This window comes from Brachybacterium sp. EE-P12, assembly GCF_003711805.1.
Classification (GTDB): Bacteria; Actinomycetota; Actinomycetes; order Actinomycetales; family Dermabacteraceae; genus Brachybacterium.
Genome location: NZ_QXCP01000009.1, coordinates 262067 through 277113 on the forward strand (window position 1 = coordinate 262067; position 15047 = coordinate 277113).

The window sequence follows — 15047 nt, forward strand, 5'->3', positions numbered from 1 at the left end:
TCAAGAATTCCTCGGGACCGGGCTGGGCGACTCCTGGACGACGAGCATCCGCAGCCCGTGCGCGGGTTCGTCGAGCGCCTCGGGCAGCTGCTCGACGCCGAGCGAGCACGCCTTCGCGCCGAGAGCGGAGGCGGCCGCCGCGATGTCGGCGCCGTGCGGGGTCGTGAAGAAGCGGCGCAGCAGCTCGGGCGGGGCCGCGGCGTGCTCGAGCCCGGAGAAGATGCGGCCCCCGCAGTCGTCGACCACGATCACGTCGAGGTCCGGCCGGGGCTCCTCGGGGCCGACGAGCAGGCCGGTGAGGTCATGGAGGGCGGTGAGGTCGCCGACCAGCAGCCGGGTGCGGCCCGGCCGCTCCGCTGCGTTCGGCCCGGCAGCGCTCGGCCCCGCCGCGCCGTCGGACGCCGCGCCCGCGGCACGGGCGAGGGCGAGGCCGCCGGCCATCGCGGTGGTCCCGTCGATGCCGGCCAGGCCCCGGTTCGCGATCACGCGGGCGGCGGTGGGGCCGGCGTGCTGCTCGAGGTCCCGCACGAGGCTCGAGGAGCCGAGCACGAGCAGGTCGCCGGGCCCGGAGGCCTCCCACACCGCGAGCGCGGCCCGCTGCTGCCAGGGGTGCGGCAGCGCGGCGACGGAGGTATCGGCCGCGGTCCTCCAGGCCTCGATCCAGGCATGCCGCTCCTGCGCCTCGGACGACGCGTCGAGGCGTGCTGCTCGGTCGATCGGCGCCGTGCCGGATGCCGACGAGTCGGTCGCTGCGGTGCACGGCGCCGCCGTCTCCTCGCCGAGCGCGGCGGGGACGACGAGGCTCGCCCGGCGTGCGACGTCGGGCCAGTCCGGGTGCGGGTCCACGACGACGACCTCGACGTCGGCGGCACCGAGCAGGGCGCCGACGACGGGGCGGGAGAGCGTCGGATGACCGAGCACGATCGCTCGATGCGGACGCAGCGGATGCTCCGGGTCGGCCATCACCTCACGCAGCAGCGCGGGATAGCGCGGGACCAGACTCTTCGCGTGCAGCGCGCCGGAGCTCGGCTCCGCGAGCAGCGGCAGCGCGTGTGCGTCGGCGAGCGCGGCGGCGGCCGGGCCCGCCCCGTCGCCGGCGACGACGACGGTGCGGGAGTCCACCGGGACCGGCTGCGGAGCGGGGGCCGGGGCGGGGAGCCGGCGGGTGACCACGATCCGCTCCGGGGCGGAGGCGGCAGCGTCGTCGGCCCTGCCGACGGCATCGCGACCCCCGCTGCCCGGTCGGGGCACGAGGGGGTCGCGGAAGGAGAGGTTCAGGTGCACCGGCCCGGGATGCTCCCCCGTCGCGGCGGCGAGGGCGCGCGCGGCGGTGGAGACGGCGGTGCGCAGCTCGAGCGGGCTCGCCGCGTCCGCGGCCGGGGCGGGCAGGTCCACCGCCAGGCGCGTGAGGGAGCGGAACATGCCGGCCTGCCGCGTCGTCTGGTTCGCGCCGACCTCCCGCAGCTCGGCCGGCCGGTCCGCCGTGAGGACGAGCAGCGGGATCCGGGAGTGATGCGCCTCCATCACCGCGGCGTGGAGGTGTGCGGTGGCGGTGCCGGAGGTGGTGACCACCGCGGCGGGGCGGGCGGGGTCGTGACGGCTGAGGCCGAGGGCGGTGAAGGCGGCGGCGCGCTCGTCGATCCTCACGTGGGCGCGGATGCGCCCGGCGACCTCCGGGGCTGCGAGTCCGTGGACCAGCGGGGCGGAGCGGGAGCCGGGCGCGAGCACCGCCTCGGAGAGCCCGAGCTCGGCCAGCGCCGACCACAGCGCGACCGCCTGGTCCACGGCGCCGGAGCCGGTGGGGCGCGGAGCGGGGATCGTGGCCGGTGCGGGCAGTGGAGCGGAGTGAGCGTGCACCTCGCCAGGGTAGTCCTGCGCTGCTCGGCGCCGGTCAGAGCTGTGCGGCGCAGGCGGCGAGGCGCTCCTCCCAGCGGGCGGCGAGGGAGTCGTCCGCGGCGTGACGGGACATCAGCTCCTCGCTCGGGGCGGGCCGATGGGCGGGAAGCATCCCGTCGGCCGCGCGCAGCGGCTGCTCGACCAGATCGCCGGTGAGCAGCGTGGCCGTCGCGAGCCCGCAGGCGTGGGGCAGCTCGGGCAGGGCGGCGGCGAGCGCGATCCCGGCGCCCAGGCCCACGCTGGACTCGAGCGCGGAGGAGACCACCACCGGCAGCCCCGCCTGCTCGGCCAGCTCGAGGCAGCGGGTCACGCCGCCGAGGGGCTGGACCTTCATCACCAGCACGTCGGCGGCCTCAGCCCGGGCGACCCGCAGCGGATCCTCCGCGCGGCGCACCGACTCGTCCGCGGCGATCGGCACGTCCAGGGCGCGGCGCAGCGCGGCGAGGTCCTCAAGGGCGGCGCACGGCTGCTCGGCGTACTCGAGGCCGCCCGCGGCCCGGTCCATGACGGGCAGCGCCTCGAGCGCCTCCTCGAGGGTCCAGGCGGCGTTCGCGTCGATGCGCAGGCGCGCGTCGGGACCCATCGCCTCCCGCACCGCCTCGAGCCGCTGCGCGTCGGCCGCGAGATCGGAGCCGGGATCGGCGACCTTGACCTTCGCCGTCCGCGCTCCGCCGACGGTCGCGATCCGCGCGGCGAGCACGGGCGGGAGGACGGGGATCGTGGCGTTGACCTCGACCTCTGTGCGGAGCGGCGCCGGACGCTGCGTGGTGGCGTCCTCGAGCGCGGCGCGCAGCCAGGCCGCGGACTCGACCGCGTCGTAGTCCCAGAACGGGGAGAACTCCGCCCACCCCTCGGGGCCGCGCAGCAGCATGCCGTCGCGCTCCGTGATCCGTCGGAAGCGGGTGGTCATCGGGATCGACCACGCGAGGGCGCGGTCGATGCCGCGCTCGCGCAGGGCGGGGGGAATACGCATGGCCACGAGGGTAATGAGCGTGCGCCGCCGGTGCGAGGCGCGGCACGATGGGGCGATGCAGCCCACCGCCGACGACCGATGCGCACTGCGCCCCGTGCGCACCTCGGATGCGCCCGCAGTGCTCGCCGCCTTCCGCTCCGCCGCGGACATGGCGCGTCAGGGAGGGGTGCAGACCCTCGAGCAGGCGCAGGAGCAGGTGGCCTGGCTGCGCGCGCCGCAGCGTCGAGCGGTCGCGATCGTCGATCAGGACGATCTGCTCGTCGGCCTGGTGGCGATCAGCGTCGACGAGGACAACCGCAGCGGCTGGTTCTTCTACTGGCTGCATGCCGGACATCGCGGCCGCGGCCTCGCCGCCCGGGCGGCCGCGACCGTCGCCGAGCACGCGCTGACCCCGTCGGACGAGGGAGGCTGGGGGCTCGAGCGGCTCGAGCTCGGCCACCGGGTCGAGAACGCCGGCTCGGGGGCGGTGGCCCGTGCCGCCGGGTTCGTGCACGAGGGCACCGAGCGCGGCAAGTTCCTCGTGGACGGCCTACGTCGGGACGTGCACGTGATGGGCAGGCTGCGCAGCGATCCGGCGCCGCCCACGGCCGGGCTCCCCTGGCGGTGACCACCCAGCAGAACCAGTCGGTCCAGCCGGCGAAGAAGGCGGCCCAGGGGCCCAGCAGGTCCCCGGTGACGTCGGCGAAGCTGGCGGTCGCCGAGGGCGCGCTCGGGGTGCGGGGAGCCTTCTCCGCCCCGTCGGCCCGGCGTCTGCGCGTCGGCCAGGCACCAGCCCGGTGCCCCGGCGATACCCTGAGCCCCATGACCACCGTGCCCTCCCCGCTGCCCCGTCGGGTCTCCGACACCTTCGATCCCCGCCGCTGGCGGGAGGTGCCGGCGCACGAGCACGGCGGCGAGGCGCTCACCGACATCACCTACCACCGGGCGGTGGAGCGGATCGAGTCCCCCGACGGCGAGCTGACCGAGCGGGACCTGCCCACGGTGCGCATCGCCTTCGACAGGCCCGAGGTGCGCAACGCCTTCCGCCCGCACACCGTCGACGAGCTGTACCGAGCCCTCGACCACGCCCGGCTCGACCCGGGCGTCGGCGTGATCCTGCTGACCGGCAACGGCCCCTCCCCCAAGGACGGCGGGCACTCCTTCTGCTCCGGCGGCGATCAGCGGATCCGCGGCCGCTCCGGCTACGAGTACGCCGAGCAGGAGGCGCTCGAGGAGACCGGCTCGGTGCGGGCCCGCTCCGCGGGGCGCCTGCACATCCTTGAGGTGCAGCGCCTGATCCGCACCACGGGCAAGGTCGTGATCGCGGTGGTGAACGGCTGGGCCGCGGGCGGCGGGCACTCCCTGCACGTGGTCGCCGACCTCTCGATCGCCTCCCGCGAGCATGCCCGCTTCAAGCAGACCGATGCGAACGTGGGCTCCTTCGACGGCGGCTACGGCTCCGCCTATCTCGCCGAGCAGGTCGGGCAGAAGCGGGCGCGGGAGATCTTCTTCCTCGCCGAGGAGTACTCCGCCCAGGACGCCTACGACTGGGGCGCGGTGAACCGGGTCGTGGACCACGCGGGCCTCGAGGACGAGGCGCTCGCCATGGCCGCGACGATCGCGACGAAGTCCCCCCAGGCGATCCGGATGCTGAAGTTCGCCTTCAACCTCGCCGACGACGGGCTCATGGGCCAGCAGGTCTTCGCCGGGGAGGCGACGCGCCTGGCGTACATGACCGACGAGGCCGCCGAGGGCCGCGACGCCTTCCTCGAGAAGCGCGCTCCCGACTGGTCCGCCTTCCCCCACCCGCAGGGCTGAGATGAGCGACTCGCCCGGGGTCGACGACGCCCTGCCCTGGCTCGGCCCGCCCTCCTACGACGCCTCCGCCGCCTCCCTCGGCGCGCACTCGGCCGCGATCGGCGAGATGATGGCCGGCCGGGCCCGGCTGTGGCTGGGCCCCTTCCCCGCCCCCGCGACGCTGCCCGCCGGGTACGAGGGGACCGCGCTCGTGGTCCCGACCTCCGGGTCGACCGGGGCGGCGAAGGCGGTCGCGCTGAGCCTCGGGGCCCTGCACGCCTCGCAGGACGCGACCGCTGCGCTGTTCGCGGCCGACGGCACGGCGTCGGGCACGCGCGGGCACGGCTTCTGGCTGCCGCTGCTGCCGCCGACGCACATCGCGGGGGTGCAGGTCCTCGCCCGCGCCCATCGCACCGCGCAGGTGCTGGGCCTGCCCGTCCCCGCCCTGCCGGATCCGCTGCCGGACCTGCGCGGCCACTTCGACGCCGCCGCCTTCGTCGAGCTCGCCGGGCCCGCCCTCGAGCAGGCCGAGCGGGCCGGGCTGCCGGCGCTGACCTCCCTCGTCCCGACCCAGCTGACCCGCATCGTCACCGGCGCGAGCGGGGACGACGCCAGGGCCCGCGCCCTGCTGAAGCGCTTCGCGGCCGTGCTCGTGGGCGGCGCGGCGACCAGCCCCGACGTGCTCGCCCGGGCCCGCGGCCAGCGGATCGCGGTGCGCACCACCTACGGCTCCTCCGAGACGGCCGGCGGCTGCGTCTACGACCGCCGGCCCCTGCCGGGGGTGTCCCTGTCGGTGCTCGAGCCCGACGACTCCGGGGCGGGGCGGCTGCAGGTCTCCTCCCCCACCCTCGCCCTCGGCTATCTCACCGAGGACGGCGGCACCGACGGCGGCGTGTTCGTCGGGCCGGGCCCGTCGGCCGACGAGGCGGGCCCCGACGGCGTGAGGCCCGACAGCGTGCGTCCCGACGGTGCGGGGCCTGCCGGTGCGAGGCGCTCCTTCCGCACCTCGGACCTCGCCGAGCTCGACGCCGACGGCGCGCTGACGGTGCTCGGGCGCGCCGACGACGTGATCAACACCGGCGGCCGCAAGGTGATCCCGCAGGACGTCGAGCGGATGATCGACCGCTCCCTCATGCTGCGCGGCCTCGTGCGTGGCGCCGTGGTCGTCGGCGTGCCGGATCCCGAGTGGGGCCAGCGCGTCGAGGCGCTGGTGACCCTCGAGGAGGGCGCCGACCCGGACGAGGCCCCCGCCCTGGTGCGCGCGGCGCTGCGGACCACCGAGGTGCCCGCACACATGATCCCCAAGCGAGTCCACGTCGTCGCGGAGCTGCCGCTGCTGGGGATCGGGAAGGTGGACCGGGCCGCCGCCCGGCGCCACGCCGGGGGCTGAGCGGAGCGCCCCGGCCGGACCGGGTGCGCGACCGGCCTCACGCCGCCGACCCGCACGTCACGGCGTAAGCTCGACGGGGCCGTCGACCGCCGGCCGCAGATCGCACGAGGAGCACGATGGCCAGCCTGTCGCAGTGGGTGCAGGGCGCCCGCCCCAAGACCCTTCCGGCGGCGCTCGCCCCGGTCGCCGCCGGCACCGGTGCCGCGGTGTGGCAGCTCGGAGCCGACGACGGCGCGGTCGACTGGTCCCTCGTCGTCCCGCGCGCGCTGCTCGCCCTCGCCGTCTCCTTCTCCCTGCAGATCGGCGTGAACTTCGCCAACGACTACTCCGACGGGATCCGCGGCACCGACGACGAGCGGGTGGGCCCCTTCCGCCTCACCGGCTCCGGCGCCGCCCGCCCCGCGACCGTCAAGCGCGCCGCGCTCCTCTCCCTCGCCCTCGGCGGTCTGTTCGGCGTGGCGCTCGTGCTCCTCGCGCAGCTGTGGTGGGCGCTCGCGGTGGGCGCCGCCGCGATCGCCGCGGCCTGGTTCTACACCGGTGGGAAGAAGCCCTACGGCTACATGGGGCTCGGGGAGCTGTTCGTCTTCGTGTTCTTCGGGCTCATCGCCGTCAACGGCACCGCGCTCGCGATCACCGGCCGCGCCTCGTGGGCGGCGCTGCTCGCCTCGGTCGCGATCGGGCTGCTCGCCGTCGCGCTGATGCTCACGAACAACCTGCGCGACATCCCCACCGACGCCGTCTCCGGCAAGCGCACCCTCGCGGTGCGGCTCGGCGAGCGGGGCACCCGGGCGCTGTACACCGCGACGGTCGTGGCGCCCTTCGTGCTCATGATGCCGGTGATGATCGCCCACCGGCCGGCGGCGCTCGTGCTGCTGGCCCTCCCGCTCACGGTGGGTCCGGTGCGGGCCGTGCTCGGCGGCGCGAAGGGGCGGGACCTGATCGCGGTGCTCGGCGCGACCGGACGCCTCGAGCTGGTCTTCTCGCTGCTGCTGCTGGCGGGCCTCGTCCTCTGAGGTCGGTGCCGCGGTCGGCCTGCTGAGGCTCAGCGCTCCGGCGCGGCCTGCGGTCCCTCGTCCTCGGCGTCGGGGTCCTCCTCGAGCGACGGCAGATCGGTGGGATCCGCTTCTTCGCCGTCATCGTCGGCGGCGTGCTCATCGGCGGCGTCCTGCTCGGTGAGGATCTCGACGTCGTCGGCGAAGAGCCCGTCCTCGTACTCGGCGTCCTCGTCGACCACCTCGCCGCGACGTTCCACGCGTCGCTCGTGCGCGTCCTTCCAGCGCATCGCCGCCCCGTCCCGCAGCCGGTCCAGGAACAGGATCGAGATCAGCATCGCGATCAGCGCCGCGAGCACGCCCGCGAGCATGACCCCCACCCCGGCCAGGGTGAGCAGCCACCAGAGCAGGGCCCACATCCCGAGGCGGACTACGGCGTAGAGCAGGAACTGTCGCATCGCCCCAGAGTAGGTCCCCCGCCCGGGAACCGTCTGGCCGCGGTGCCGTGCCGGGGTCAGGATCACGCCTCGGGGGCCTGCACCGGGACCACCCCCGTCCCAGGTCCGACGCCTAGACTGTCCCCATGGCCCGCGGCATCCTGGCAGTCCTCTCGATCGCCCTGACGGTCTTCGCACTCGCCGACTGCGTGCAGACCCAGGACGACAAGGTCCGCGGCGTGCCGAAATGGGCCTGGATCGTGCTGATCGTGGTGATCCCCTGGGTGGGCCCGCTCACCTGGCTGTTCGCGGGCCGGGAGCGCTCCTGGGGCAGAGGCTCCGCCGGCGGCTCCGGACCGCGCCGCGACGGGCCCCTCGCCCCCGACGAGGATCCCGACTTCCTGCGCCAGCTCGACGAGGACATCCGTCGGGAGCGCCGCGAGCAGCGCCGCCGCGACGCGCTGGGTCCCGAGTCCCCCGGCGAGACCGATGACGGACCCGGGGCCGACGACGGTCGCCCCCGCGACCACGGCGGCGCCTGACCGGGCGGCGGCAGAGCCGCGGCGGCTCAGAGCCCGGAGTAGGAGTGCAGCCCGTTGATGACCGTGTTCACGATCGTGTAGTTGAAGATCACGGCCACGAAGCCGGCCAGGGCCAGGCCCGCCGCGCGCGAGCCGCGGAAGCCGCCGGTGGCGCGGGCGTGGAGGTAGGCCGCATAGATCACCCAGATGATGAAGGTCCACACCTCCTTGGGGTCCCAGCCCCAGAAGCGGCCCCAGGCCTCCCTCGCCCAGATCGCGCCGAAGATCAGCGTGAAGGTCCAGCACACGAACGCGAGCGAGTGGATGCGGAAGCTCAGCGACTCGAGCGAGGAGGAGGACGGCAGGCGGTCCAGCACGTGGCCGAAGCGGCCCCAGTGCTCGGGGAAGTCCTCGGTCGCGGCACGCTCGGCGAGGGTCCGCTCGTGCTTCGCCTGGAGCAGCTGCAGGCTCGCGACGACCGCGCCGAGGATCGACAGGGCGGTCGCCAGGATCGCGACGCCGATGTGGATGTAGATCCAGTGGGAGTTCTGCAGGCTCGGGGTCAGCTCCGCGGCGGGGACGATCCAGAAGGTCTGCGCGAGCAGCAGCACGAGCAGCACGGGACCCACCACGAAGGTGCCCAGCGCCCGCAGCTCGGTGCGTCGGATGCTGAAGGCGAGGAAGGCGACCATCACGATCGCGGTGCTCGTGGTCGCGAACTCGTACATGTTCGCCCACGGCACGCGCTGGGTCGCCAGGGCGCGGGTGATCACGCCGGCCAGGTGCAGGACGGTCGCGGCGGAGGTCAGCACGAAGGCGAAGCGCTGGGCGGTCATGGTGCCCGCCGCGACGTGCTCGGCGCCGGCGGGATCCGTGACGTCGCCGGCGCTCGCGGCATCCGCGACACCCTTCGCATCCGCGCTGTCCGGGGAGCCGCCCGTCGTCGTGCCGGAGGTGTGCCCGGCGGCGGCGCCGACCGTGGCCGGCTGCGCCTCCTGCTCGGCCTCCTGCCGCTCGCGTGCGGCGAGGCGCGCATCGCTGCGGCGCTGCGAGGACGAGGCCAGATCGGCGCCGAAGCCGATCAGGGCGAGCACGTAGAGCACGATCGTCACCACGAGGGCGAGGTTCGAGATCTCCGCCAGCTGCTGGTTGATCACTGGGCACTTCCTTCTCGGTGTCCGCCGTCGGCGTCTGCCGCGGGGTGCCCGGACGAGGCGGCGTCCGGGGGCCGGTTCCCATCGTGCGCTCCCGCGAGCCGGGATGCCAGGGCCTTCACGTCCGTCTCGAGAGCCGGATCGTCGCTGCGTGCGAGCCCGGCCACCTCGAGCACGGCCGTCCCGTCGGCCTCGCGCACCCTCACCCACAGGCGTCGGCGCGGCACGAAGAGGGAGAGGATCAGGCCGCCGACGGCGACCAGGGCGCTCACCAGGATCCCGCGCTCGAAGGGGTTGTGGGCGATGTCGAAGGCGGCGTAGCGGCGCAGACCGTCGAAGCTCACGGTGGTGCCGTCGGCGAGCTCGTACTCCTCGCCGGGGTAGAGCCGGATCAGCACCGGATCGCCGTCCTCGCCCGGGACCGCGGTGAGGGTGGTGAGGTCGACCTCGTAGGCGTTCTGCGGCACGCCGGAGTCCAGCCCCAGATCGCCCTGGTAGACGGTCAGGGCCAGCTGCGGGTCCACCGCGTCGGGGTAGAGGGAGCGCGGCCCCTGCTCGTCGATCGTGCCGGTGGGCAGGAAGAAGCCGACGACGGCCGTCTGCTCGGGCTGGGCGTCGGGCGCCTTCAGCACGACCTGCGAGGTGTAGCCGACATCGCCCATCGGGACGGTGATCAGCGGCCCCTCGGCGACGACGGTGCCCTCGGGGTCGGTGACGGTGATCTCGGGGGCGTAGCCGTTGCCGAGCAGGTACATCGAGGCGCCGGGGACGTGCAGGGGCTTGTTGACCTGCACCGTGCGGGACTCGTCCTCCTGCCCGGGGGTGGACACCTGCACGTCGGCCTCGAAGGAGCGCGGCTCGCCGACCTTCCCGGACTCGCCGGGCTCGACGTAGGTGGCGCGGAAGTCCTCGAGGGTGAAGCGGAAGTCGGGCATGTCGCTCTCGTCGAACCAGGCCCCGGCCTCGAAGGAGTCGTACTGGGTCAGGGAGTTCGAGAAGCCGTCGCCCTCGATCACGGTGACCTGGCCGCGGTAGCTGGTCAGGCTGCCTCCCGCGACGCACACGAGCACGCCGACGAGCGCGATGTGGAACAGCAGGTTCCCGGTCTCGCGCAGCAGACCGCGCTCGGCGCTGACGGAGCGGCCGTTCCTCTCCTCGCGCACCTCGGTGCGGTAGCGCGAGCGGCGCAGGCTGCGGCGGGCCGACTCGATCAGCGCATCGGCCTGCTCGCCGGGCAGCTCGACGCGGGTGTAGCCGGTGAAGCGGGTCAGGCGGGAGGGGGTGCGCGGCGGCTTCGCGCGCAGCTGCTTCAGGTGCACGCCGACGCGCGGCACGATGCAGCCGATCAGGGAGATGAACAGCAGCAGGTAGATCGCGGAGAACCACGGCGAGGAGAACACCTCGAAGAAGCCCAGCGCATCGAGGATCTCGCCCCAGCGGCCGTTCTCGTCGAGGAACTGCTCGGTCAGCGCCGGGTTGACGCTGCGCTGGGGGTAGAGCGAGCCGGGGATCGCGGCGACCGCGAGCAGCATGAGCAGCACGAGCGCGGTCTGCATCGAGGTCAGCTGGCGCCACAGGAACAGCAGCGTGCCGCGCAGGCCGAGGGAGGGCACGGCCGCGCGGGCGCCGTCGACCTCGGGCTTGCTGGACCAGCGGCCGGACTCGGCGCCCGCGCCCGGCTCGGCGCTCTTCTCCCGGGGGTCCTGGGACGTGGTCCTCTCGCTCATCACACCACCGGCTCGAAGGTCGCGATCAGTCCCTGCAGCTGGCTCATCCAGGTCGCCCACACGCCGGTCATCAGCAGCACGCCGATGGCGAGCAGCAGCGCGCCGGAGAGCAGGCCGATGGTGCGGCGGTGGGCCGCCAGCTTCCGGCTGAGGCCGAGCGCCCGTTCGAAGAGCAGTGCGAAGAGCACGAAGGGGATGCCGAGTCCGAGGGAGTAGGCCAGCGCCAGCACCCCGCCGCGCACGGCCGCCCCGTCTCCCCCGCCGTCGAGGGAGAGCGCGATGATCGCCGCGTAGGTCGGGCCTATGCAGGGGGTCCAGCTCAGCCCGAACACGACCCCCATCAGCGGGGCGCCGAGCAGGCCGGCGTCGGGCTTCTTCGAGGAGATCGGCTTCGTGGCGGACAGGCCCGGGATCGCCCCCATGAACACCAGGCCCATGAGGATCACGATCGCGCCGGCGACGCGGTTGATCCACACGGCGTGCTCCTGCAGGAGATAGCCGACGGCGCCGGCGAAGCCGCCGAGCACCATGAACACCAGCGCGAAACCGGCGACGAACAGCAGGGATCCGGCGAGCATCCGGCCGGCTCCGGGACGGGCGGGGCGGGCGGCGCGCCGGCCGGAGCCCTTCGTCGACGCCGGGGCGGGGCCCTGCCCGGCCAGGCCCGAGACGTAGCCGAGATAGCCGGGCACGACGGGCAGCACGCACGGAGAGAGGAAGGCGACGATCCCGGCCGCGGCGGCGACGGCGATCGCCAGCAGCAGCGATCCGGACAGCGCGGTCGCCTGGAAGGCGTCCCCGATCTCGGCGAGGCTCATTCGGCGACCACCGCGTCGATCATCGCGCGCAGCACCGACGGGTCGGCGGCGCCGGAGATGCGGGCGGCGACCCGGCCCTCCCGGTCCAGCACCAGCGTCGAGGGGACGGCGTTCGGGGAGACCTGCCCGCGCAGGGCGTACATGATCTCCGCGCCGGTGTCGGGCAGGGAGGGGTAGGTGATCCCGTAGCGCTCCTCGAAGGCCTCGGCGGGCCCGGCGGCGTCACGGACGTTGATGCCGAGGAAGCTCACGCCCTGCTCGGCGTACTCCTCGTGGATCGCCTGCAGATCGGGGGCCTCCTTGCGACAGGGCGGGCAGGAGGCGTACCAGACGTTGAGCACCATCACCTCGCCGCGGGTGTCGGCGAGGTCGAAGGGCTCGTCGTCGTAGGTGGTGCCGCTGAAGGCGATCTCCTCGTCGCGCTCCTCGGCGGGGATCTCGACGGCGACGCCGTCGCCGGAGACGTAGCCCGCGTCGCCGGAGGCGTAGCGGTCGGAGGTGTCGGTCCCGCAGGCGGCCAGGAGCAGCGCCAGCGGAACTCCCGCGCCGGCGGCGAGGAGGCGGCGCCTGCTCGGGGCATGGCGTGCGCGGGTCATGTGAGCTTCCCGCCGGTCGCGTCGACCGCCCCGTCGTAGAGGGCGGCGGCGGGCTCGGCGTAGTCGAGGCCCACCAGGTGCGGGCCGACGAAGCGCAGACTGGTCACCGAGCACAGCCCGCACTGGCGGCGGCGGGGGTCGTGGAACAGGGGCTTGCCCTCGGCGCTGCGACGGGTGACCCAGATCGGCAGCTGGTGCAGCACGAGCACGGCCTCGCGACCCTCCGCCTCCGCGCGCGCCTCGTGCACGGCGGCGACGACGCGCGCGACCTGTTCGCGATAGGGCTCGCCCCAGGAGGGACGGAAGGGGTTCATGAACCAGCGCCAGTTGCGGGGATCGGTGAGCTTCGCGTCGCCGTGGCCCATCCGCTGGCCCTCGAAGCGGTTGCCCGACTCGATCAGGCGCTCGTCGGTGCTGATCGGCAGATCGTGCGGGGCGGCGATCGGGGCGGCGGTCTGCTGGGCGCGCAGCAGCGGCGAGGAGCGCACCAGGGCGATGTCGGCGCCGGCGAGGTGCTCGCCGACGCGCTGCGCCATCTGCTCACCACGGGCGCTGAGCCGGTATCCGGGCAGGCGCCCGTACAGGATGCGCTCCGGGTTGTGCACCTCGCCGTGGCGGACGAGATGCACCGTGGTGGTGGTCATCGCAGACGTTCCTCTTTCGCTGTCGCCGGCCCGGGGGCGTGCGGACGGGCCGCGACGCGGGCTCCCGCCGAGCCGCCTCACGGTACCAACCGAACCTCAGGATCGACCGGGAGCGGGAGCCTGTGCGTGAGGTGCCGGACATCCCACCGCGATCGGGGCGTCCTCGGCGATGGTCTTGGCGAGGATCCGCCCGAGCTCGAGGAGGTCCTCGTGGCCGATCACGTCCAGCAGCAGCTCGCGCACGGAGCGCACGTGCGTGGGGGCGGCGCGCTCGAGCAGCGCCCGACCCTCGGCGGTCAGCTGCGCCTGACGGCCGCGGCCGTCGGAGGAGCAGCGCACGCGTTCGACGAGGCCCCTCTTCTCCATGCGGGTGATGGTGTGGGTGAGGCGGGAGCGGGAGTGGACGACCTTGTCGGCCAGCTCGGACATGCGCAGGAACCCGCCCTCGGCCTCGTTCAGCCGCACGAGGATCTCGTACTCGCCGAGCGTGAGTCCGATCTCGGGGTCGGACTGGAGCGCCTCGCCGAAGCGGTCGTTGAGCAGGGTCGTCGCATACAGGAAGGTGCGCCAGGCCTCCTGCTCGTTCGGGCTCAGCCACAGCTCCTCGGGCGTCGAGGCACGGTCCCGAGCCGCCCTGGACCTCGCGGTCTCCGCCGCCTCGGGCTCGCGGACGTCCCCGCCGGCAGCCTCACCTCTTGACGTCGTGTCATGCATCACGTTTCCTCTCTGCAGGTGTTCCGACGCCTGCCATCATCCCCCATTTTAGTTTATCTTTCAAGCAAGACGGCCCCACCGGCCCTGCCGATCGCCCGTCACCCCGCAGCTCGATGACAAGGAGACACCCCATGAGCGACCTCACCCCCGGCACCTGGACCCTCGACCCCGCCCACACCTCCGCGGCGTTCACCGTGCGCCACGCCGGCATCTCGAAGGCCCGCGGCCAGTTCACCGACGTCGAGGGCAGCCTCGTCGTCGGCGAGGGCGGCGAGGACCTCGCCTTCACCGCGACGTTGAGGACCGAGTCCGTCTCCACCTCCAACGAGGACCGCGACGGGCACCTCAAGAGCGCCGACTTCTTCGACGTGGAGAACCACCCGGAGATCACCTTCCGCTCCACCTCCCTCGAGGGCGACACCCTCCACGGCGAGCTGACCATCCGCGGCACCACCAAGCCCGTCGAGCTCGACTTCTCCTACGAGGGCGCCGCCACCGATCCGTTCGGCGTCTACCGCGCGGGCTTCACCGGCGAGACCACGATCTCCCGCAAGGAGTTCGGCCTGACCTGGAACGCCGCCCTCGAGGCCGGCGGCGTGCTGGTCGCCGACGCCGTGAAGATCTCGATCGAGGCCGAGTTCACCGCGCCGACCGCCGCCTGACCCCTCCCCCGCGCGGCGCACTCCGCCGCGAGCCCGACGGGCCGTCCGCAGCATGCGGGCGGCCCGTCCGCCGTCCCGGATACAGTGCCGCCCATGAGCTCGCAGCACATCCCCTCCCCCGCCGACCCCGACGCCCGGGTGCTGTACCTGACCCGCGAGGGCTGCCACCTCTGCGAGGAGGCGCTGCCGGTGGTGCGGGCCGAAGCCGACCGGGCCGGCACCGCGGTGGAGGTGCGCGACATCGACGAGGACGAGCGCCTGCGCACCGACTGGGACCACGACGTCCCGGTGATCATCGTGGACGGGAAGGTCCACGCCCGCTACCGGGTCGAGTCCGAGCAGCTGCGCGGCGCGCTGCGCCGTCGCCCCTGGTGGCGTCGCCTCACCGGCCGCGCCTGAACGGCCCCGAGCGACTGCGCCCGCGCCGCGGGCCGACGGGCCGCGACATGCGAGAGCCCCCACCGCCGGGTGGGGGCTCTCGCAGGTCAGGCGTCGCTCACTTCTTGTTGCGGCGCTGGTGACGGGTCTTGCGAAGCAGCTTGCGGTGCTTCTTCTTGGACATGCGCTTGCGTCGCTTCTTGACGACAGAACCCATAGGTAGCCTCTGTTCTGCAGGACTGGCCTGCGGTGTGATGCAGCGGATCTGTGATGCGCGGCCGGTCAGCGTGCGGGGCAGGCTGAGCCGTCTCCCGGGCCGACGCCGGGCCGACGCCACGGTCGACGAGCAACTCTACACCGTCCGGCCGC

17 protein-coding genes are annotated in these 15047 nt (G+C 74.1%); 7 read left to right on the forward strand and 10 right to left on the reverse strand.

The annotated features are described in order from the left end of the window. Positions 1–1857, reverse strand: coding sequence for a 2-succinyl-5-enolpyruvyl-6-hydroxy-3-cyclohexene-1-carboxylic-acid synthase (gene menD / locus D1648_RS13430; RefSeq protein ID WP_122942667.1), 1857 nt, complete (start codon positions 1855–1857; stop codon positions 1–3). Between the two features lie 34 nt (positions 1858–1891). Then, complete coding sequence (locus D1648_RS13435) at positions 1892–2869, reverse strand: o-succinylbenzoate synthase (RefSeq protein ID WP_122942669.1); 978 nt, start codon at positions 2867–2869, stop codon at positions 1892–1894. 55 nt (positions 2870–2924) lie between these two features. Between D1648_RS13435 and D1648_RS13440 the strand changes: the two genes are divergently transcribed. The 4 genes from D1648_RS13440 (at position 2925) to D1648_RS13455 (ending at position 7048) form a co-directional block, all read left to right on the forward strand. Further along, entirely contained in the window at positions 2925–3476 is a 552-nt protein-coding gene (locus D1648_RS13440; protein WP_122942671.1) for a GNAT family N-acetyltransferase, read from the forward strand. Between the two features lie 194 nt (positions 3477–3670). Then, positions 3671–4666, forward strand: coding sequence for a 1,4-dihydroxy-2-naphthoyl-CoA synthase (locus D1648_RS13445; RefSeq protein ID WP_122942673.1), 996 nt, complete (start codon positions 3671–3673; stop codon positions 4664–4666). 1 nt (position 4667) lies between these two features. Beyond that, entirely contained in the window at positions 4668–6035 is a 1368-nt protein-coding gene (locus tag D1648_RS13450; protein ID WP_122942675.1) for an AMP-binding protein, read from the forward strand. Positions 6036–6151: 116 nt separating this feature from the next. After that, complete coding sequence (locus D1648_RS13455; RefSeq protein WP_122942677.1) at positions 6152–7048, forward strand: 1,4-dihydroxy-2-naphthoate polyprenyltransferase; 897 nt, start codon at positions 6152–6154, stop codon at positions 7046–7048. Positions 7049–7077: 29 nt separating this feature from the next. On the opposite strand, the gene D1648_RS13460 is transcribed toward D1648_RS13455, so the two are convergent. Further along, positions 7078–7485, reverse strand: coding sequence for a DUF4229 domain-containing protein (locus D1648_RS13460; RefSeq protein ID WP_122942679.1), 408 nt, complete (start codon positions 7483–7485; stop codon positions 7078–7080). A 125-nt stretch (positions 7486–7610) separates the two neighbouring features. Here D1648_RS13460 and D1648_RS13465 point away from each other — a divergent pair, with 125 nt between their 5' ends. Continuing rightward, the gene (locus tag D1648_RS13465; RefSeq protein WP_122942681.1) at positions 7611–8006 is read left to right on the forward strand and encodes a PLD nuclease N-terminal domain-containing protein; all 396 of its coding nucleotides are present in this window, start codon (positions 7611–7613) and stop codon (positions 8004–8006) included. Between the two features lie 26 nt (positions 8007–8032). Here the strand turns inward: D1648_RS13465 and ccsB are convergent, their stop codons facing one another. The 6 genes from ccsB to D1648_RS13495 form a co-directional block, all read right to left on the reverse strand. Continuing rightward, positions 8033–9142: a c-type cytochrome biogenesis protein CcsB gene (gene ccsB / locus D1648_RS13470; protein WP_122942683.1), complete on the reverse strand. Its 1110-nt coding sequence runs from the start codon at positions 9140–9142 to the stop codon at positions 8033–8035. After that, positions 9139–10866: a cytochrome c biogenesis protein ResB gene (locus tag D1648_RS13475; RefSeq protein ID WP_241155497.1), complete on the reverse strand. Its 1728-nt coding sequence runs from the start codon at positions 10864–10866 to the stop codon at positions 9139–9141. The genes ccsB and D1648_RS13475 overlap by 4 nt, the downstream gene beginning before the upstream one ends. Next, positions 10866–11684, reverse strand: coding sequence for a cytochrome c biogenesis CcdA family protein (locus D1648_RS13480; protein ID WP_122942686.1), 819 nt, complete (start codon positions 11682–11684; stop codon positions 10866–10868). The genes D1648_RS13475 and D1648_RS13480 overlap by 1 nt, the downstream gene beginning before the upstream one ends. Continuing rightward, the gene (locus D1648_RS13485; protein WP_164518720.1) at positions 11681–12280 is read right to left on the reverse strand and encodes a TlpA disulfide reductase family protein; all 600 of its coding nucleotides are present in this window, start codon (positions 12278–12280) and stop codon (positions 11681–11683) included. Before D1648_RS13485 ends, D1648_RS13480 begins: the two co-directional genes overlap by 4 nt. Beyond that, positions 12277–12924 carry a histidine phosphatase family protein gene (locus D1648_RS13490; RefSeq protein WP_122942688.1) on the reverse strand — a complete coding sequence of 216 codons (648 nt, stop codon included), beginning with the start codon at positions 12922–12924 and terminating at the stop codon, positions 12277–12279. The genes D1648_RS13485 and D1648_RS13490 overlap by 4 nt, the downstream gene beginning before the upstream one ends. A 96-nt stretch (positions 12925–13020) precedes the next feature. Beyond that, positions 13021–13638: a MarR family winged helix-turn-helix transcriptional regulator gene (locus tag D1648_RS13495; RefSeq protein ID WP_241155498.1), complete on the reverse strand. Its 618-nt coding sequence runs from the start codon at positions 13636–13638 to the stop codon at positions 13021–13023. A gap of 131 nt (positions 13639–13769) precedes the next feature. Here D1648_RS13495 and D1648_RS13500 point away from each other — a divergent pair, with 131 nt between their 5' ends. Next, a complete protein-coding gene (locus tag D1648_RS13500; RefSeq protein WP_122942691.1) occupies positions 13770–14300 on the forward strand; it encodes a YceI family protein in 531 nt (176 codons plus the stop codon). A 93-nt stretch (positions 14301–14393) separates the two neighbouring features. Next, positions 14394–14699 carry a glutaredoxin family protein gene (locus tag D1648_RS13505; RefSeq protein WP_122942693.1) on the forward strand — a complete coding sequence of 102 codons (306 nt, stop codon included), beginning with the start codon at positions 14394–14396 and terminating at the stop codon, positions 14697–14699. A 97-nt stretch (positions 14700–14796) separates the two neighbouring features. On the opposite strand, the gene D1648_RS13510 is transcribed toward D1648_RS13505, so the two are convergent. Continuing rightward, a complete protein-coding gene (locus tag D1648_RS13510; protein ID WP_019174583.1) occupies positions 14797–14895 on the reverse strand; it encodes a 30S ribosomal protein bS22 in 99 nt (32 codons plus the stop codon). Positions 14896–15047 lie beyond the last annotated feature (152 nt).

Coding starts and splice junctions, on each gene's coding strand:
- D1648_RS13450 (WP_122942675.1), top strand. CDS start 4,668: ATGAGCGACTCGCCCGGGGTCGACGACGCCCTGCCCTGGCTCGGCCCG.
- D1648_RS13445 (WP_122942673.1), top strand. CDS start 3,671: ATGACCACCGTGCCCTCCCCGCTGCCCCGTCGGGTCTCCGACACCTTC.
- D1648_RS13495 (WP_241155498.1), bottom strand. CDS start 13,638: ATGCATGACACGACGTCAAGAGGTGAGGCTGCCGGCGGGGACGTCCGC.
- D1648_RS13455 (WP_122942677.1), top strand. CDS start 6,152: ATGGCCAGCCTGTCGCAGTGGGTGCAGGGCGCCCGCCCCAAGACCCTT.
- D1648_RS13435 (WP_122942669.1), bottom strand. CDS start 2,869: ATGCGTATTCCCCCCGCCCTGCGCGAGCGCGGCATCGACCGCGCCCTC.
- D1648_RS13475 (WP_241155497.1), bottom strand. CDS start 10,866: ATGAGCGAGAGGACCACGTCCCAGGACCCCCGGGAGAAGAGCGCCGAG.
- D1648_RS13480 (WP_122942686.1), bottom strand. CDS start 11,684: ATGAGCCTCGCCGAGATCGGGGACGCCTTCCAGGCGACCGCGCTGTCC.
- D1648_RS13485 (WP_164518720.1), bottom strand. CDS start 12,280: ATGACCCGCGCACGCCATGCCCCGAGCAGGCGCCGCCTCCTCGCCGCC.
- D1648_RS13465 (WP_122942681.1), top strand. CDS start 7,611: ATGGCCCGCGGCATCCTGGCAGTCCTCTCGATCGCCCTGACGGTCTTC.
- D1648_RS13490 (WP_122942688.1), bottom strand. CDS start 12,924: ATGACCACCACCACGGTGCATCTCGTCCGCCACGGCGAGGTGCACAAC.
- D1648_RS13440 (WP_122942671.1), top strand. CDS start 2,925: ATGCAGCCCACCGCCGACGACCGATGCGCACTGCGCCCCGTGCGCACC.
- D1648_RS13500 (WP_122942691.1), top strand. CDS start 13,770: ATGAGCGACCTCACCCCCGGCACCTGGACCCTCGACCCCGCCCACACC.
- D1648_RS13510 (WP_019174583.1), bottom strand. CDS start 14,895: ATGGGTTCTGTCGTCAAGAAGCGACGCAAGCGCATGTCCAAGAAGAAG.
- D1648_RS13505 (WP_122942693.1), top strand. CDS start 14,394: ATGAGCTCGCAGCACATCCCCTCCCCCGCCGACCCCGACGCCCGGGTG.
- D1648_RS13460 (WP_122942679.1), bottom strand. CDS start 7,485: ATGCGACAGTTCCTGCTCTACGCCGTAGTCCGCCTCGGGATGTGGGCC.